Annotated in this window: 12 protein-coding genes; 9 read left to right on the forward strand and 3 right to left on the reverse strand. The window is 62.7% G+C overall.

What is annotated here, in order from left to right:
- The first annotated feature begins 597 nt into the window (after positions 1-597).
- The 3 genes from P3T17_RS12145 to P3T17_RS12155 are packed head-to-tail and all read left to right on the forward strand — an operon-like array spanning position 598 to position 2,826.
- Entirely contained in the window at positions 598-1,170 is a 573-nt protein-coding gene (locus P3T17_RS12145) for a TetR/AcrR family transcriptional regulator (RefSeq protein ID WP_429406884.1), read from the forward strand.
- 58 nt (positions 1,171-1,228) lie between these two features.
- Complete coding sequence (locus P3T17_RS12150) at positions 1,229-2,092, forward strand: SDR family NAD(P)-dependent oxidoreductase (RefSeq protein WP_429406886.1); 864 nt, start codon at positions 1,229-1,231, stop codon at positions 2,090-2,092.
- A 17-nt stretch (positions 2,093-2,109) separates the two neighbouring features.
- A complete protein-coding gene (locus P3T17_RS12155; RefSeq protein ID WP_429407205.1) occupies positions 2,110-2,826 on the forward strand; it encodes an epimerase in 717 nt (238 codons plus the stop codon).
- 112 nt (positions 2,827-2,938) lie between these two features.
- Here P3T17_RS12155 and P3T17_RS12160 read toward each other — a convergent pair whose 3' ends face one another.
- Positions 2,939-4,342, reverse strand: a complete 1,404-nt coding sequence (locus tag P3T17_RS12160; RefSeq protein WP_429406888.1) for a GGDEF domain-containing protein — start codon at positions 4,340-4,342, stop codon at positions 2,939-2,941.
- Between the two features lie 388 nt (positions 4,343-4,730).
- Between P3T17_RS12160 and P3T17_RS12165 the strand changes: the two genes are divergently transcribed.
- The 4 genes from P3T17_RS12165 to P3T17_RS12180 all read left to right on the forward strand — a co-directional run bounded on the left by P3T17_RS12165 (position 4,731) and on the right by P3T17_RS12180 (position 10,563).
- Positions 4,731-6,242 (forward strand): sensor domain-containing diguanylate cyclase, encoded by a 1,512-nt coding sequence (locus P3T17_RS12165; protein ID WP_429406890.1) that lies wholly within the window; start codon positions 4,731-4,733, stop codon positions 6,240-6,242.
- A gap of 147 nt (positions 6,243-6,389) precedes the next feature.
- On the forward strand, positions 6,390-7,004 hold the full coding sequence (locus P3T17_RS12170; RefSeq protein ID WP_429406892.1) for a DUF2239 family protein: 615 nt from the start codon (positions 6,390-6,392) through the stop codon (positions 7,002-7,004).
- A 474-nt stretch (positions 7,005-7,478) separates the two neighbouring features.
- Positions 7,479-9,029, forward strand: coding sequence for a methyl-accepting chemotaxis protein (locus P3T17_RS12175; RefSeq protein WP_429406894.1), 1,551 nt, complete (start codon positions 7,479-7,481; stop codon positions 9,027-9,029).
- 226 nt (positions 9,030-9,255) lie between these two features.
- A complete protein-coding gene (locus P3T17_RS12180; protein ID WP_429406895.1) occupies positions 9,256-10,563 on the forward strand; it encodes a solute carrier family 23 protein in 1,308 nt (435 codons plus the stop codon).
- A gap of 100 nt (positions 10,564-10,663) precedes the next feature.
- Here the strand turns inward: P3T17_RS12180 and P3T17_RS12185 are convergent, their stop codons facing one another.
- A complete protein-coding gene (locus tag P3T17_RS12185) occupies positions 10,664-12,328 on the reverse strand; it encodes a Na+/H+ antiporter (protein ID WP_429406897.1) in 1,665 nt (554 codons plus the stop codon).
- A 381-nt stretch (positions 12,329-12,709) separates the two neighbouring features.
- Here P3T17_RS12185 and P3T17_RS12190 point away from each other — a divergent pair, with 381 nt between their 5' ends.
- Complete coding sequence (locus P3T17_RS12190) at positions 12,710-13,978, forward strand: EAL domain-containing protein (protein ID WP_429406898.1); 1,269 nt, start codon at positions 12,710-12,712, stop codon at positions 13,976-13,978.
- Between the two features lie 44 nt (positions 13,979-14,022).
- The gene (locus P3T17_RS12195; RefSeq protein ID WP_429406900.1) at positions 14,023-14,727 is read left to right on the forward strand and encodes a copper homeostasis protein CutC; all 705 of its coding nucleotides are present in this window, start codon (positions 14,023-14,025) and stop codon (positions 14,725-14,727) included.
- A gap of 63 nt (positions 14,728-14,790) precedes the next feature.
- On the opposite strand, the gene P3T17_RS12200 is transcribed toward P3T17_RS12195, so the two are convergent.
- Positions 14,791-18,384, reverse strand: coding sequence for an indolepyruvate ferredoxin oxidoreductase family protein (locus P3T17_RS12200; RefSeq protein ID WP_429406902.1), 3,594 nt, complete (start codon positions 18,382-18,384; stop codon positions 14,791-14,793).
- Between the last annotated feature and the right edge of the window lie 36 nt (positions 18,385-18,420).

The following is an 18,420-nucleotide window of genomic DNA, read 5'->3' on the forward strand; positions in this document are numbered from 1 at the left end:
AGTTAGCGCGTCATACGTGCGCCGGCGTGGCATTCGTATGAACGATCGAAGTAGCACCGGATGTCGTCGCGGACGCATCTGGCGTGTAGCCAAACGTTTGCGCTGCTAGGCCGAAACCGCCGTGCAAAGTAAGGTAACTATCAACTCAATTGCGCGGTAGACCACATACTCGAACTTACCGATGTGTTAACGGCTCGTCTTTCGCGAAGTGAATCCTACCGAATTGATTTTTTTAGGTCTGCAAAAAATACGTAACGAGCTGTAACGTATGAACAATGCTTGATTTATGAGCCTAAAAATGTACTCGGGCCGTGAATAAAGGGTCAAGCGCTATTCATATCCTCCGCAATTAGAGATGTTTTGAGAGGAAACTGGTGTGCCACTTTTTATGTTGGATACCTAAATATAATGCCGGTTTCATGAATGGTCTTTTCATCATATTTCAACTCTCTTTCAGTCGATTTGAAACTGTCAGGTTATGGCTGCTTTTGGCTAGTGAAAAAGAGACTCGTGCCAGCTTCACATTTTTCTTGAAAAAGTCGCCCCTCGTGTTTATGATTGAGTGTTCACTCATTTATGAAGCCCGATCATTTCCGCATGGCCCGTCCGAAAAGCGAAGACAAACGCAACGCCATTCTTGCTGCTGCTACTCAGGTGATCGCCGAACAGGGGCTCGGCGCCCCGACCGCGCGGATTGCCAAAGTCGCGGGGGTGGCAGAAGGCACGCTCTTCACTTATTTCGAAAGCAAGGACGTTCTACTGAACGAGCTGTACCTCGACATCAAGGCCGGCATGGGAGAAGCAATGATGGGCGCCTACCCGAGGACGGGAAGCATCGAGAAGCGCGCCCGCTATGCGTGGCTGCAATACGTGAACTGGGGTGTCGCCTTCCCCGACAAGCGGCGGACTATCGCGCAACTGTCCGTGTCTGACCGTTTGAGCGAGCAGACACGGGCCGCGGGCATGCGCCCGTTCGCCGACATCAACGAGATGCTGGAGGCGAGCATCGCCAGCGGGGTTTTGCGGGATCAGCCGCCGGCCTTCGTGGCGGCGATCATGGGTTCGCTGGCGGAGACCACGATGGAATTCATCGAACGCGATCCTGCTCACGCGGAGCGGTACCGCGAAGCAGGCCTGGAGGCGTTCTGGAACGCCATCGCCAGGAAGTGACATTTTTTTACGTAGTTAATGAGTGATTACATGCTCATCTAATCGAAAGGAGTACATCATGGCAAAAGTCTGGCTGGTTACCGGTAGCGCACGCGGACTCGGGCGCGATATTGTCGAAGCGGCATTGGCGGCGGGAGAGACCGTCGTTGCGACGGCGCGCGATCCGCGTCAGCTCGACGATCTGGTCGCGCAGTATGGCGACCAGGTGCGCGCGGTCGCACTCGATGTCACGGATGCGGCCGCCGCGCGTGCAGCCGTGCAAGCGACGCTCGACGCGTTCGGACGGCTCGACGTGGTTGTTAACAATGCGGGCTTCGGACATCTGTCGCCGTTCGAACAGGCGAGCGAGGAGGATTTTCGTGCGCAGATCGATACCAACTTCTACGGCGTGGTCAACGTGACGCGCGCGGCCATCCCCACCCTGCGCAAGCAACGCAGTGGCCACATCATCCAGATTTCCTCGGTGGGCGGTCGTCTCGGCATGCCGGGGCTCGCGGCTTATCAGTCGGCGAAATGGGCCGTCGGCGGTTTCACCGAAGTGGTGAGCCAGGAGCTGGCGCCTATCGGCATCAAGGTCACAGCGCTCGAACCGGGTGGGATGAAGACCGGGTGGGGCAACGAAGCAAGCAGCGCGCTACCCGAACTCCTGGAGGACTATGCTCCTTCTGTTGGCGCGATCGTCGGGCTGCTGAAACAGCACGTCGGCAACGAGACAAGCGATCCGAAGAAAGTGGCGCAGGTCGTGCTCAAGCTGGCCTATCACGATCAGCCGCCGGTGCATCTGCTGCTCGGCAGTGACGCGCTTCACTACGCGGGCGAAGCGGAAAAAGCGCGCGCAGCCAGTGGCGAAGCGTGGCGCGAGGTGAGCGTCGCGACTGACTATGCTGCGCCTGCGACGCTGCCCAACTTCCCGAAATCCTGAAGACAGGGAACATGGCTATGAGAGTCTTGCTGTTTGGTGCAACCGGGATGGTGGGGCAGGGCGTGCTGCGCGAATGCCTGCGTGCCCAGGACGTCGAGTCGGTTCAGACGGTGGGCCGTTCGCCCACCGGCCAACTGGACCCGCGTCTCACCGAGATCGTCCACCCGGACATGATGGACTACCGCACGATTGAGGCCTCGCTGCAGGGCTTCGATGCGTGTTTCTTTTGTCTTGGCGTGTCGTCGTTCGGCATGAAGGAAGCCGACTACACACGTCTCACCTACGACTTGACTCTCGCAGCCGCTCGCACGCTGGCGCGTCTGAATCCGCAGATGACTTTTATCTACGTCTCCGGTAGCGGTACCGATAGCAGTGAGCAGGGCCGCAGCATGTGGGCACGTGTGAAGGGTAAGACGGAGAACGCGCTGAAGTCGCTGCCGTTCCGGGCGGTGTATCTGTTTCGGCCGGGTGTGATCGAGCCGCTGCACGGGATCCAGTCGAAGACGCGCATGTACCGGCTGATTTATCCGGCCTTGAAGCCGGTGATGGCGCTGATGCGGGTCCTCGCGCCGAAGCAGATCGTCACCACCGAAGAGATGGGGCTTGCGATGTTGGCACTGGCGCGACGTGGCGTGCCGGACCGGGCGGTGCTGGGACCGGCTGAGATAGGCGCGCTGTGCCGCACACCCGGCGGTCCGGGCGACGCACCGCCGCTCAAGCCGCACGCGGGATAATTTCCCGCAGCCCGCAGCCCGCAGCCCGCAGCCCGCAGCCCGCAGCCCGCAGCCCGCAGCCCGCAGTTCACGGGGCGCGGCTTGCGGCCCGCACTCGCACCGAACGTCGCGCCTAAGCGCCAATCACCCGGTTGCGGCCCAAGTGCTTCGCACGATAAAGCCGCTCGTCCGCAGCCCGCAGGATCTCGTCGATCGTGTCGCCGTCGCGTCCGAATTGCGACACACCGATGCTCACTGTAAGGGCGACCGCGTTGCCGGACTGGCCGCCAAACACACCATTGGCGATCGCTTCACGGATCCGTTCACCAATCGACTGCCCGACGCTCAACACCACCTGGGGCAGCAGCACCATAAACTCCTCGCCGCCAACCCGAGCGACGCCGTCGTACGGCCGGATCGCCTCGAGACACCTTTGGACGAAGCCGCGCAGGATTTCGTCGCCGACCTGATGCCCGTACGAGTCGTTGATAGCCTTGAAGTGATCGAGGTCCAGCGCGAGAAGCGAGAAGGGTGCGCCGCCACGTTTCGCGCGACCGATCTCAGCCTCGACCATTCCAATGAACTGTCGCCGGTTCGCTGCACCGGTCAGCGGATCGGTAGCCGCCAGATGCTCGAGCTTCAGATTGGTACGCTTCAGCTCCTGCAGAGCATTCTCCGTGCGTTCCATTTCTTCCGCGATGCGCGCCATCAACTCTTCCTGGCTGTAAATGGTTGCGAACGAGCGCGTTGTCCGGAACGCCTGCACGACCCCGTAACTGAGAAGGAAGAAGCCCGCGGCGAAAATGGCGTGAGCGAGCCACCACAGATGATTCCAGGGGCGCGCCAGAATGAATGCGAGCGAGGACAGTGCAAACGACGTCACCGAAATGCCGAAGATTTTCATCAGCGGTGAGCGGATGCGTCGCGCCAGCATGACCGCCAGGTTCACAGCAGAGAACACCAGCGCGCCGCCTTCCAGCGACAATCGCACCGCCAGCTCGCCCGCGATCGGCGAATAAGCGAGCACACCCACCGCGACGTCGATCAGCACGAACAGGACGACCCACTTCAGCCAGCGGCCCGGCTCGCGGCGCAAGTGCACCGGCTCCGGCGGTTGATGCCACGTCAGCAACGCGACGAGCAGCAGCACCGACATCGCGAGCCGCGATGCCGGGCCGTACAGGAGGAACAGCCAGATATTGTGATGTGCCATTCCGGTGAAGGCGCCGTGCAGGGCATAGATCAGCACGAAGGCGAGAAAGCCGAGCGTCAGCCAGCGCAGCAGCGGTTCGCCGGACGACTGATAGCACCGCCAGGCGACATACGAGACGAACAGTCCTTCGAGCGTCGCGGCCGCAATGGCGAATTCGTGGAAAACGTGGTTTTCGAAGAACAGCGCGGGATTCTGGAAGACGTAGACGTACGCGATCAGGTAGGCGGGGATCAGCGCAAAGCCTGCGATCAGCAGCCCCAGATAGATCCGGGTCGCCCACTGTACGGTTGCGGACGGCTCATCTGCCACAACGCTTGCTGTCATACGTAATCCTCCGGAGGCCTGAACAACTTGCCATGACGGACCTGCTGCCAGTTTGCGTACGCTGGACGGCCGCCGCTCAGCTATTCTTCAGCTTAATGAGCAGTATAAGCACCCTGCAGAAAACGACGCGAACCCGGAAACAACCGAACATACCTGATATCGGCCAAAAACGACGATGGTTTACTCCGTATAAACGCTGGACTGCCCTGACGACTTACCAGCAGTATGGCTGGGCCATGTGGCGCTGGCCTCTGTTACGCTAGCGTTTCAAGAAATTGCATGCGCCGCCGTAAGCCGTATTGTGCGAGCCGCGTTTTTCGTCACTTCGGCGGCGGTCACACCCAGACAACGCGCGTAGCCAACGCGCATGCTAGAAGCAACGAGAGACATGGTGACGCGCCGCCCGAATATCGTGATTGCGATCAGTCTCGCGCTAGCCGGCGCGATCCTGGCGATCGCCATCTGGGTGCTGGCGCAGATGCGCGAGGATGCGTTGCGGCGCGCCCAGGACTCGGCTCAGAACGTCTCGCTGCTAATCGAGCGCGACGTGGCGCGTAACCTCGAACTGTATGACCTGTCGTTGCGCGCGGTCATCGCCGGGCTGCAACAGCCCGGTTTGATGGCCTTGCCGCCTGCGCTGCGCCAGATGGTCCTGTTCGACGGCGCCGCGAGTGCAAAGGACATGGGCTCGATGCTGGTCCTCGATGAGTCGGGTAACGCAATCCTTGATTCGCAGTCCGTTCCACCGCGGCATATCAACTCTACGGATCGCAGCTACTTCTTCGTCCACCGTAATTCGCCCAACGTTGGTCTCTACGTCAGCCCGCCGTTCGAATCCAGACTTGCCCACGACGGCCTGCGTATCGCACTGAGCCGACGGATCTCGCGTCCGGACGGCAGCTTTGCCGGCGTGGTGGTGGGCACCTTGCGGATCGAGTACTTTAAGCGGCTCTTCGCCGGGATGAACCTTGGCAACAGCGGTTCAATGGCGCTGATGCTCAGCGACGGCACGATGCTGATGCGTCGACCGTACGACCCGAAGATCATCGGCATCAACCTGACCGGCACGCCGAACTACACGCGTTTTACCAAACAGGACAGCGGCGAATTCTTCGGCACTGCGGCGATCGACGGCGTCGAACGCTGGTACGCATTCCGCCATATCGACGGTTTTCCGCTGCTGCTCGACGTCGCGATTTCCACGCGCGATATCTACGCCGGTTGGCGGCGCAGGGCATGGATTATCGGCAGTCTGATCGGCGCGCTCGATGTGACGATCATCGCGCTCGCGATCCTGTTCTCGCAGCAATTGAGGCGCCGTCTCGAAGCGGAGGAAACGTTGCGGGCGCTAGCTCGCACCGACGGGCTGACCGGGCTGAATAACCGACGCACGTTCGAGGAGCAAGCGGAGCGTGCCTGGCTGCAGATGCAACGCACGGGACGGCCGCTGTCGATACTCCTGATCGACGTCGACAACTTCAAGGGCTTCAACGATCTGTACGGTCATTCGGCCGGCGACGATGCGCTGGTGGCAGTGGCGCGCTGCATCGACAGCAATGCGCGGCGCCCCGGCGATGTCGCGGCGCGCTACGGCGGCGAGGAATTCAGCGTGCTGCTGCCGGATACCGACAACCTCGGCGCCGCGCAGATAGCCGAGCAGATTCGCGCGGCCGTACAGGCTCTCGAGTTGCGCCACGTCGCCAGTGCGCACCATGTGCTGACTATCAGTGTTGGCATTGCCAGTACGGCGAGTCATCACTTCGCCACTTATCGGGCGCTCGTCAACGCCTCGGACACCGCGCTTTACGAGGCCAAGGACGCGGGGCGCAATCGCAGCCTCTCGTACCCGGTCGCGGAGCGGGCCCCCAGTCCCGGGACTGTCACGCAACCGGGGCGCTAGCCGGGCGGCGCGGCATCACGGGATCGCGGGATCGCGGGATCGCATGAGCCTCGCCTCCACCCACGGCAAAAATTTTACCCGGGTGATATTGCATTTGTATTTTACCCGGATATAATTCACGAAAATCGACTGATGAGGATTTTCGTGATGACCCAGCAAACCACAACGTGCACGGCCTTCGAGGGCGTTCGGCGCATCACGTCGGGCGCTTTGGTGGATGTCGCGCTCGCCGTGAAGCAGGTGACCGAGCGCGGCGAGCAGGCGCCCGTGCTGATTTTCGACGACGTGACGAGCCAGCCGGTCGAGTTCGACTTGCGTGGTACTGCAGGTCAGGTGCGCGAGCGATTGACGCGCGAGGAGATGGGCGCCCCCGTGAGCGACGAGTCGGCTGACCCGTCCGATGCCAGTGCACCGCGTGGCCGTGGCCGTCCGAAGCTAGGCGTGGTGGCGCGCGAGGTGACACTGCTGCCGCGTCACTGGGACTGGCTCAATAGCCGGCCCGGCGGAGCCTCGGTGGCCTTGCGCAAACTTGTGGACGCCGCGCGTCTATCAGGCGAAGACACGGACCGCGTGCGTCGTGCCCAGGAAGCGGCCTATCGTTTCATGACCGCGCTAGCCGGCAATCTGCCCGGTTATGAGGAAGCGACGCGTGCGCTTTATGCCGCCGACGCGGCCCGCTTCGCAGCCTCCATCGCGCAGTGGCCAGGCGACGTACAGGAGCACGCTGCGAAACTCGCATCAAGAGCATTCGGCGCCGTCTAGTCGCATAGTGGTTTGCATGTCGCATGCCGCACCTGAATCGCCGCAAGCCGTCGCGGCTGACAACAACGTTCTGGTCGAATCGATGGACGAAAAAAAACCGCTCACACTGGGGGGCGTGAGCGGCAAGTCGGAGAGTTACAACATCGCATGCGCAAGTCATGGGATCACGCAGCAAGAACAAGTCTAGCGAGCAGCCGCTCCCCGATACATCAGACAAATCCCAATCCCCATAAGGCTCTGCGGCATGAGCCTTTCAACATCCTGTCCTGCTTATTCCCATGATTAGCAGGTCAAGTCTCCGCTTGCTCCGCCGTAAAAGAAGCTGACGCGTTATAGCGCGCACCGTCGACGCCGCAGCGGCGCGAAGCCCGGTCAGGAGTAGATGAGCGCCTCAGACCCGATGCTTCGCGCCGGGTCCTTCAAGAGGACAGGAGTTGTTGTAGCGGCCCGGCACTTTCTACAGAGGAGACAGGGATGAAGTGGTTCGAGCGTATGACGGTGTTGCAAAGCCTGCTGGTGTCGTTTGCCGCCGTGATCGGGTTCTGCGTGGTGGTGGGAGGCGCTGGTTTGATGACCTTGTCGTCCATGCACGACCTGACTGTGGAGATCGGCAGCCGTCATATGGACGGTCTCTACTGGATGGAAGAAGCGAACCGCAACAAGATCGACGCGGACCTCGCCGCAGCGAATCTGGGTTATGCGGCAAACGAAGCGGGACGTCAGCGTCTGGACGCCAATATCGTCGAATCGCTCAAGAACATGCACGATGCCTACGACCGCTATCGGGCGACGTTGTCGACCAGCAAAGGTCAGACGCTGCTCGACGAAGTGCTGCGCAAGTCGGCGGTGTGGGAAGAGATCGTGCATCAGCAGATCGGCCAGGAGCCGATTCCAGCGGGTGTCGACAACAACGAACTGGTGCGCCGCGCGATTGCCTCAAGCGAAGCCTTGCGCGACAGCATCGTCCTGGTGATCGACTATCGCCGTCAGCAAGCGAGCGATGCGCAGGCCGAGGCCGCCGCCAGCTACCGGCACATGCGCATTGTGCTGTCGTCGCTGGTGCTCGCAGCGCTGGTGGTCGGCATGCTGCTCGCGTGGCTGATCGCGCGGCGCCTTGGCCGGCAACTCGGCGGCGAACCTGGTTATGCCGCGCAGATCGCCAACCGGATCGCTGCCGGCGATCTGAGCGTGCGCGTCGAGACGCACGCAGACGATACCCGTAGCCTGCTGTTCGCACTGCGTAATATGCGCGAGCGGCTCGCTGGAATCGTCGCGGGCATCAGCGAATCGAGCGAATCGATTCTGCTGGCCTCGGGCGAAATCGCCCAGGGCAACACCGATCTCTCGCAGCGCACCGAAGAGCAGGCGGCATCGCTTGAAGAGACCGCCTCCAGCATGGAGCAGTTGACTGCCACCGTACGGCAGAACGCCGACAACGCGCAGCAGGCGAGCGGTGTCGCGCACGGCGCGTCGGAGGTGGCGGCGCGCGGCAGCGGTCTGGTAGGCGACGTGGTCGAGACGATGCGTGAACTGGCGGCAGGCTCGAAGCGCATGACCGACATCATCGCGGTGATCGAAGGCATCGCTTTCCAGACCAATATCCTGGCGCTCAATGCCGCCGTCGAAGCGGCCCGAGCCGGCGAGCAGGGCCGCGGCTTCGCGGTGGTCGCGGGCGAGGTGCGTTCGCTTGCTCAGCGCAGCGCGCTCTCGGCAAAAGAGATCAAGGAACTGATCGAGACCTCGACGACGCGGGTTGGCAGCGGCGCGGCACTCGCCGAACGGGCCGGTCAGACGATGGCCGAAGTTACGCAAGCCGTGCAACGCGTGACGGACATCATGGGCGAAATCTCTGCTGCATCGCACGAACAGAGCACTGGCATCGAACAGGTGAACCGCGCCGTCGCGCAGATGGACGAGGTTACCCAGCAGAATGCCGCGCTGGTCGAGCAGGCGGCGGCTGCCGCAGCTTCGATGGCAGACCAGGCACGCGAACTGAAGACCGCAGTGGCCGTGTTCGAACTCTAGCCGCTGCGACGTTGAATTCGCCGCAGCGCCTCCACGACTCCGCTTGCCAGGGCCATGCGCTCTCCGTACACTCGCGCCTGATTCGAAAAATGCGTCGGATAACGCGTTGAACAAAGCATCCGCTAAGTGCCTGCTAAAAACGCGGCTGCTCTGCCAGGGGCATCACAGCCGCATCCGCATTCAACCCGCCCGACGCCAACCACGCCGATAGAGGAGACCTCCCGCCATGGCCGATTCCTACTTCCCCCGCTGGCGCACACAGCCGAGCGCCACTGAGGGCCGCGTCGTCAACACCGATGAACGGCTCGCCTGGCCGCAGATGTTGGCGATGGGCATCCAGCACGTGGTCGCCATGTTTGGTTCGACCGTGCTCGCGCCGCTGCTGATGGGCTTCGACCCGAACCTGTGCATCTTCATGTCGGGGATCGGCACGCTGCTGTTTTTCGTCGTGGTGGGTGGCCGTGTGCCGAGCTATCTCGGCTCGAGTTTTGCCTTCATCGGCCTCGTGATCGCCGTGACCGGCTACGGTGGACACGGTCTGAACAGCAACATCCCGGTGGCGCTCGGCGGGATCGTCGCGTGCGGCGTGGTGTACGCGATCATCGGGCTGATCGTTTCGGCGGTCGGCACGAAGTGGATCGAGACGCTGATGCCACCGCTCGTCACGGGCGCGATTGTCTGCGTGATCGGGTTGAACCTGGCGCCGATCGCCGTCAAGGGCGTGAGCGGCAGCAACTTCGATTCGTGGATGGCGCTCGTCACCGTGCTGTGCGTCGCGGCGGTCGCCGTGTTTGCACGCGGCATGCTGCAGCGCTTGCTGATCCTGGTCGGCCTGCTGGCGGCCTACGTGATCTACGCGATCGTCACGAACGGTCTCGGCATGGGCAAGCCGATCGACTTCTCGATTGTCGCCAACGCCGCCTGGTTCGGCATGCCGCATTTCACGGCACCGGTTTTCAACGCGCAGGCAATGACCTTGCTGGCGCCGATCGCGGTGATTCTCGTCGCAGAGAATCTCGGCCACATCAAGGCCGTAAGCGCGATGACCGGTCAGAATCTCGATCGTTACGTAGGCCGCGCATTCATTGGCGACGGTCTCGCCACCATCGTCTCGGGTTTCGCCGGCGGCACGGGTGTCACGACCTACGCGGAAAACATCGGTGTGATGGCCGTGACGAAAATCTACTCGACGCTGGTGTTCGTGATCGCCGCGCTGATTGCGCTGGTGCTCGGCTTTTCGCCGAAGTTCGGTGCGGTGATCCAGACGATTCCGGGACCGGTGCTGGGCGGCGTGTCGATTGTGGTGTTCGGGCTGATTGCGGTGACGGGCGCGCGCATCTGGGTGGTCAACAAGGTGGACTTCTCCGACAACCGCAATCTGATCGTCGCGGCCGTCACGCTCGTACTGGGTGCAGGGGACTTCTCGCTGAAGCTGGGCGGTTTTGCGCTTGGTGGCATTGGGACTGCTACCTTTGGCGCGATCATTCTTTACGCTTTGCTGCGCCGCAAGCCCGCACAGCAACCGGCTGTGTGAGCGCACGCTAGCCGCGTCAGAGCCAGGTGCGTCGCCCGGGAGGCGAGTGGATCAATCAGCGAGCCGACGACTGAGCGAGTCATGCGCGCGCGCCCTTCGTTCACGCGCGCGCCACGCCGCGCGTGATCAGCGCTGTCTCCGACAGATCCACTTCGCGCATCAGCTTGTTAAGTGTTTCGTCGTTGATCTTCTGCGTGTTGCGCAGCGACAGCAGCACCGCGCGTTCCGCGCGAATCGCAGCCAGCTTCATCTGAAACTCCAGCGCCTCGGCGCGGCGGGCCTGCTCGCTCGGAGGCGTAGTCGCATCGCCGAGGGTTGCGAGACGGCGACGATAGATATCCATCACGCGTGCCGTCACATCGGTCGCATAGGCCGCAGCCGATTCGTCGAGATCGGCGCTCGCGGTCTCGTGCAGATCGTCGACGGCGCGAATCGCCGCTTGCGCCGCGAGTTTGCGCGCGTGCCGTTCCTCGGCTGCATGTGGATCGCGCCCGCGCCGCCAGCCCTGCAGCAGCAGCGGTAACCCCACCACCGCCACGAGCAGCGACACGAGGATCACGCCCGCCGCGATGAAGATCGCCAGATCGCGTCCCGGCAGCGCCATCCCGTTGGGCAACGTCTCCGGCAGTGACAGCACACCGGCCATCGTCACTGCACCGCGCACGCCGGCCACCGTCGTGATCGTGACGGTCCGCAGGCCGGGCACCGCGTTCGCCATGCCCTGCTTCGCGGCGCCGCGGCTCGCATACCAGCGCAGCAGCCATACCCACACAAAGCGCAGCGCATACAGCGCAACCGACACTGCGGCGATATAGCCGATCAGCAACAGCATCTGCTCATTGCTGGTCTCGTGTGCGTCGATCAACGCCCGGCCGAGGATATGCGGAAACTGTAGCCCGAGCAGAATGAACACCATGCCATTGAAGACGAATTCGATCATCGCCCATGTGCTGTTGGCCCGCACCCGCTCCGCGACCGGCCCCGCATGCGCGATGCTGGTGTAGTTCATCATCATTCCGGCGGCGACCGCTGCGAGTATTCCGGACCAGCCGAAATGCTCGGCAAACAGATAGGCCGCGAACGGGATCAGCAGTGTCATCACGACGCCCGGTGCCGGGTCGCCGTTCTCCATCACGCTCAGAAAACGCGCGGACACGAAGCTGAACAGCCAGCTCACCACGGCACCGGTCGTGAGCCCGCCGAGCGCGATGATCACGAAACTGATCGAGGCGTCGCGCAGCGAGAACACACCGGTCAACGCGGCTGCGATGGCGAACTTTAGCGCGACGAGGCCCGACGCATCGTTCATCAGCGCCTCACCTTCCAGGATGTGCATCAGTTGCCCCGGAATCCGGTTCTTGCCCGCGATGCCGGTCAGCGCGACCGCGTCGGTCGGCGAGAGCACGGCAGCGAGCGCGAAGGCGACGGGCAGCGAGATAGCCGGCACCAGCGCGTGCACGAAATAGCCGACCGCCAGCACCGTCATGAAGACGAGTCCAAGCGCGAGCAGCAGGATCGCGCGGCGCGCCATGAAGAACTCGCGCTTGGGGATGCGCCATCCGTCCGCGAACAAAAGCGGCGGAATGAAGAGCATCATGAAGATTTCCGAATCGAAGGTGACGTGCAGCCCTAGCCTGGGCCACGCGAGCAGGGCGCCGAGGACGATCTGTACGAGCGGGAGCGGCAACTTGACCGGCATCACGCGAACGGCACCGGAGGCGGCCACCGCAAGCAGGAGGATCAGGACAGTGAAGACAATTTCCATCTGGCTCGTTTAAGGAGAAGACAGCTGGTTTTGTGCGCAGGCCGCGGGCGTTCTGACCGAGGACATAAGGCCGAAGTTTAGCCCGAGGTCTCGACCCGGCGGCACGCCGCACCGATTGAAGCGCGCTGCCCAGGGCAATTCATGCTCCGCAAATAGCGCTTTTTGGGTAACGGCGATGCACCGAATCGGTGCGTCATGCGCCCGGACGCAACGCCGGCAGCTTTAGTCGGTGCAGCGCCGCATGCAAACTTCGCTTGAACGTGCGCCAGCGTGCGCACGGACCTTGCTTATGGAGTATCGATGACGCACATTTTGAGAACCGGCGCTGTGGGTGTTCGCCTCCGCGGTTGGACCGGCCCGGCTCTCGCGTGAGAGGAATGCATGACGATTGCGCAACAGGAAAGAACGGCCGCCGCACCGCACGGCTTCGAGGTGAGTGTGACTTCGGGGCTCGAGCGGTATTCGGTGCGACACGGGGATCTGGAGCTGACGAGCGTGTTTCAGCCGATCTTCAGTTTGTCGCATATGCGCGCGGTCGGCTACGAAGGTTTGCTGCGCGCCCACGACGCGCTCGACCGGCCGGTGTCGCCGCTCGACGTGTTCGGCCAGGCGGCGCGGATTGGCGACGTGCTGCAGGTGGACCGGCTGGCGCAGGCGCTGCATCTGGAGAACTTCAAGGTGCTCGGCGCCGAGAAGGAGTGGCTGTTTCTCAATGTCCATCCGGGGGCGTTGACCGATCCGTACCATGCCGCCGCGCTGCTCGCGAATCTGCGGCGGCTTGATCTGTCGCCGCGGCGCATTGTGCTGGAGGTGCTGGAGCAACGCGCGGAAGACCTGGAACGGCTCGCGGATGCGGTGCGCAAGTTCCGTGAACTCGGCTTCCTGATTGCATTGGACGATTTCGGCGCGGGGCATTCGAACGTCGAACGGATCTGGCAACTGAACCCCGACATCGTCAAGCTCGATCGCATCATGCTCTCGCATGCCGCACATCGCGCCGACATGGCGACAATTCTGCCGGGCCTCGTCGCGCTGTTGCATGAAGCGGGCAAGCTCGTGCTGATCGAAGGCGTGGAGACTGAGCACGAGGCGCAGATGGCGCTCGGCTGCAACGCCGATTTCGTGCAGGGTTTTTTCTTTGGCCGCCCGAACCCGGGTGCCGCGGACAGCGCGCAGGCCGTGATCTGCATCAGCGAAGTCACCGAGCGCTATCGCGACCAGACTGAAGCACGCGAGCGGCGCAATGCGAGCCGGCTGGCGCCGTATATCCGCGCGTTCGAACGCGCGGCGGAGCGGCTCGCGGCCGGCGAGCTGCTCGATGAGGTGTGCTGGAACTTCCTCGCGCTCGATCACGCGGCACGTTGCTTTTTGCTCGACGACAAAGGCCGTCAGGCGGGACGCAACGTGGTGCTGCGCGCCGACCGGGCCTCGCATGAGACGCGCTTTTTGCCGCTTGCCGATGCCCAGGGGGCGAACTGGTTGCGGCGGCCGTATTTTCGCGCGGCGATCAATGCGCCGGACAGGGTGCATGTGACCCGGCCGTACCTGTCGATTAACGAGGCATTGCCGTGCGTGACGCTGTCGGTGGTGACGCATGTCGGTGAGCAGACATGTGTGCTGTGTGGGGATATCGATTGGGTGGAGGAATAGCGGCCCTGAGATAATGTCGGTTTTAGCGACGCCGATTTGCCGCCATGTCCGGATCCCACGTTTTGCTGGAAGTCATCGCCACCACAGTCGCCGATGCGCGGCTTGCCGCGCAGGCGGGAGCCGACCGGCTCGAGTTGATTACGGGCATGGGCGAAGGCGGCTTGACGCCCAGTCTCGGATTGATCGAGGCGGTGACGGCGGCCGTCGATATTCCTGTGAATGTGATCGTGCGGCCGCACAGCCGTTCGTTCGTGTTCGACGGCGATGATTTTGCGGTGATGTTGCGCGACGTGCGGGCGGTCGCCGCAGCGGGCGCGAACGGCGTGGTGATCGGGATGCTGACTCCTGACGGCGAGATTGACCGCGAGGGTTTAGCGCGGGCGATCGACGCGGCGGATGGTCTTGCGATCACGTTCCACCGTGCGTTCGATGAAACCCGCGATCTGCATGAGGCGCTCGATGTACTGCTCGGGATCGACGCGGTCACGAATGTGCTGACCTCGGGCGGCAAGCCGTCGGTGCTGCAAGCCGAAGAGATGATTCGAACGCTGGTGCAGCAGGCGGCGGGTTCGCACTGCACTGTGCTGGCTGGCGCAGGTTTGACGGTGGATGCCTTGGCCGGATTCGTTCAGGCCACCCGCGTCAAAGCGGTGCATTTCGGCTCGGGCGTGCGGATTGGTGGGAATGGTCTGGCGCCGCTGGATCCGCAGAAGATTGCGCGTGTGCGGGCTGCACTGGAGGCGACGTAGGATCGTTCCCTGTCCTGATGTTCGCGACGAATCACCCCCGCGGCGCCCCACACCTTTTCAGATTCACTTCGCCACAACCACCGGAATCCCTCGCAAGGTTCCAGCACCCTTTGCCTCTTCCAGCGCCTGCTTGACCGCAGCGCCCGTCGCCGCTTCGATCTGCAGCCTCGCAGCCAGTTCACGTTCGGAACGCTTCACACCGGCCAGATTCGCCAGCTTCACATGCCCGTATCCACGCACACGAGCATGCAGATCCGCTAGCTTGACGACCTCCTCGACATTACCTGCCTCGAGCTTCGCAAACGCTCGTTGCAGGGTGGTTTCGTAATCGTCCGCCAGTTCGCGTTCCATCCGGCGTTCCAGTGTGCGGCCAAACGGATCGAGCATCGTGCCGCGCAGCCCACGGAATTTCGCCATTGTGCCAAGCACCGGCCACAGCCATTGACCGAATGTCTTCTTCACCGGATTCGCGCCATGCCTGGGGCTCGACAACGTGGGCGGAGCGAGGTTGAATTTCACACCGAAGTCCTTGCCCGCGACGCCTTCGAATTGCGCTTCCAGCGACGCCCGGAACGCGCTATCCGTATGCAGGCGCGCCACTTCGTATTCGTCCTTTACAGCCAGCAGTCGATAGAAAGTCGTCGCAACTGCACGCGTCACGCGCTCATCTGACGAAGCTCCACCGACACTCGCCTCGGCACGCCGTGCCGCATCCACCAGCGCGCGATAGCGCTTCACATAAGCCTCGCCGCCATACACAGCAAGACGCGCTTCGCGATGCGCGACCAGCTCATCCACCGTATCGATGCGCACCGGTTGTAGCGCACCGTGCCGAGCTTGCCACAATGCTTCGAGTGCCGCCGGATCAGCCGCCGCGAGGCGGCCGATCGAAAACGCCAGCTGATTCATCTGCACTGCGACATTGTTCAATTCAATCGCGCGCATCATCGCGGCGAACGACACCGGCACCAGACCGAGCTGCCACGCAAAACCGAGCATCAGGATGTTCGCGCCGATCGTATCGCCAAGGAAATGGGTGGCGAGAGCCTGCGCATCGCATGCCGACATACGCTCTTCACCCGCCGCGTGACGCATCTTGCCGATCAGCGCGCCGGCGTGCAGGTTCGCGTCCGGGTTCTGCACGAAGGTTGCATTCGGAATCGCATGGGTATTCACGACAATCCGTGTGCGACCGTGACGGACAGTCTGCAGTGCATCGGAACTCGCCCCTACCACCATGTCACACGCCAGCAGCACGTCGGCCTGCTGTGTATCGATACGCACCTGATTGAGCCATTCATCTCGTGCTGCAAAGCGCACGAACGAGAGCACCGAGCCGCCTTTCTGCGCAAAGCCCATGAAGTCGAGTACCGAAGCGCTCTTGCCCTCCAGATGCGCAGCCATGCTGATCAGCGCGCCCACCGTCACGACGCCCGTGCCGCCGACGCCCGTCACGAGAATGTCGTACGGTGCGGCGTCGAGCTGGGTGGCCGGCACCGGCAGGGCATCGACGCGCGCAGCCAGCGCCGCTGCATCGAATGCCACGCCCGCGGCCTTCTTGAGCTTGCCGCCTTCGATCGTCACAAAGCTCGGACAGAAGCCGTTCACGCAGGAAAAGTCCTTGTTGCACGACGACTGGTCGATGCGGCGCTTACGGCCGAGCGCAGTTTCAACCGGTTCGACCGACAGGCAGTTCGATTGCACGCCGCAATCGCCACATCCTTCGCAAACCTCTTCGTTGATAAAGAGGCGTTTGTCCGGATCGGGAAACTCGCCCTTCTTCCTGCGACGACGCTTCTCGGCCGCACAGGTCTGGTCGTAGATCAGCACGGTGACGCCGTCGATATCGCGTAGCACGCGCTGCACCGCGTCGAGTTCGCTGCGATGATGAAACGTGGTGCCCTTCGGGAACAGGTCGTGATGACCGTCGTATTTCTCCGGCTCGTCGCTGACCACGACAAAGCGCGACACGCCTTCCGCTTCCACCTGACGCGCGATCTGCGGCACCGAGATGCTGCCGTCGACCGGTTGACCGCCCGTCATCGCGACCGCATCGTTATAGAGAATCTTGTAGGTGATGGTGGCTTTCGCCGCGACTGCCTGGCGGATCGCCAGAATGCCCGAGTGGAAATACGTGCCATCGCCGAGGTTCTGGAAGACGTGACGCGTTTTCGTGAACATCGAATGCGAGGCCCAGTCGACGCCTTCGCCGCCCATCTGGATCAGGCCGGTGGTGTCGCGTTCCATCCACGAGGCCATAAAGTGGCAGCCGATACCCGCTTGCGCGATCGAACCTTCCGGCACCTTCGTCGACGTGTTGTGCGGGCAGCCGGAGCAGAAGTACGGCGTGCGCTTCACGGCGTCGGCGGCGTTCGAGAGAATCTGTGGCGCGACCAGATCGACCACGCGCTCGCGGCGATCGAGCGCGGGCTTGTGCCGCGCGAGCCAGTCCGCGAACACCGGCAGGATGCGCGAGGGCCGCAACTCACCAAGCGACGACAGCAGTGACGACCCGTCCTGCGCATGCTTGCCGATCACCACCGGACGTGCGCCGTCCTGCCGGTTGTACAGATGGTCTTTGATCTGCTGTTCGATGACCGGACCCTTTTCCTCGATCACGAGCACTTCGGAGAGACCTTCGATGAACGTGTCGATGCGCGTCATCTCCAGCGGGAACGACAGTCCAACCTTGTAGATCCGCACGCCTGCCGCTTCGAGATCGGCGACCGTGAGATCGAGCCGGCGCAGCGCTTCCATCAGGTCCAGATGCGCCTTGCCGCAGGTGACGATGCCCACGTTCGCGTGCGGACTCGGTGCGATCCATTTGTCGATGCTGTTGCTGCGTGCAAAATGGCGCACTGCATCGAGCTTGGCCGCGAGCCGGGCTTCGATGGTGAGACTCGGCAGATCGGGCCAGCGGTTATGCAGGCCGCCGGCGGGTTCGACGAAATCTTGCGGAGCGGTCCATTGCGTTTGCAGCGCATCGAGATCGACCGTCGAGCCCGATTCGACGGTTTCCGAAATTGCCTTGTAGCCCACCCATGCGCCCGAAAAGCGCGACAGCGCCCAGCCATACAGCCCGAACTCCAGCATGTCGGCGACGTTGGACGGATTCACCACCGGCATATGCCAGGCCATCATTGCAAAGTCGCTTTGATGCGGCATCGACGACGACACGCAGCCGTGATCGTCGCCCGCGACCACCAGCACGCCACCATGCGGCGACGAGCCGTAGGCGTTGCCATGCTTGAGCGCGTCGCCGGCGCGGTCGACGCCAGGACCCTTGCCGTACCACATCGCAAACACACCTTCGACGGTGCGCTCCGGATCCGATTCGACCCGCTGCGTGCCGAGCACGGCGGTGCCACCGAGTTCTTCGTTGATCGCCGGCAGGAAGCGGATATCGCTCGCTGCGAGCAGTTTGTTCGCCTTCCACAATTGCTGATCGACCATACCGAGCGGCGAGCCGCGATAGCCGCTGATGAAGCCCGCCGTATTCATGCCACGCGCCTTGTCGAGCGCGCGTTGCATCAACACGAGACGCACCAGCGCCTGCGTGCCGGTCAGAAAAATGCGGCCGCGGGTGGCGGTGAGGTTATCGGTCAGCTTGTAATCGGCGAGGGCGGGCGTGCCTTCGATGGGCAAGCGGGCGGTCATGGTGAGTCTCCGTTTTTATGCGTTCGCGCGAAGTGG

Source organism: Paraburkholderia sp. GAS82 (assembly GCF_050436285.1).
GTDB lineage: Bacteria > Pseudomonadota > Gammaproteobacteria > Burkholderiales > Burkholderiaceae > Paraburkholderia > Paraburkholderia phenazinium_B.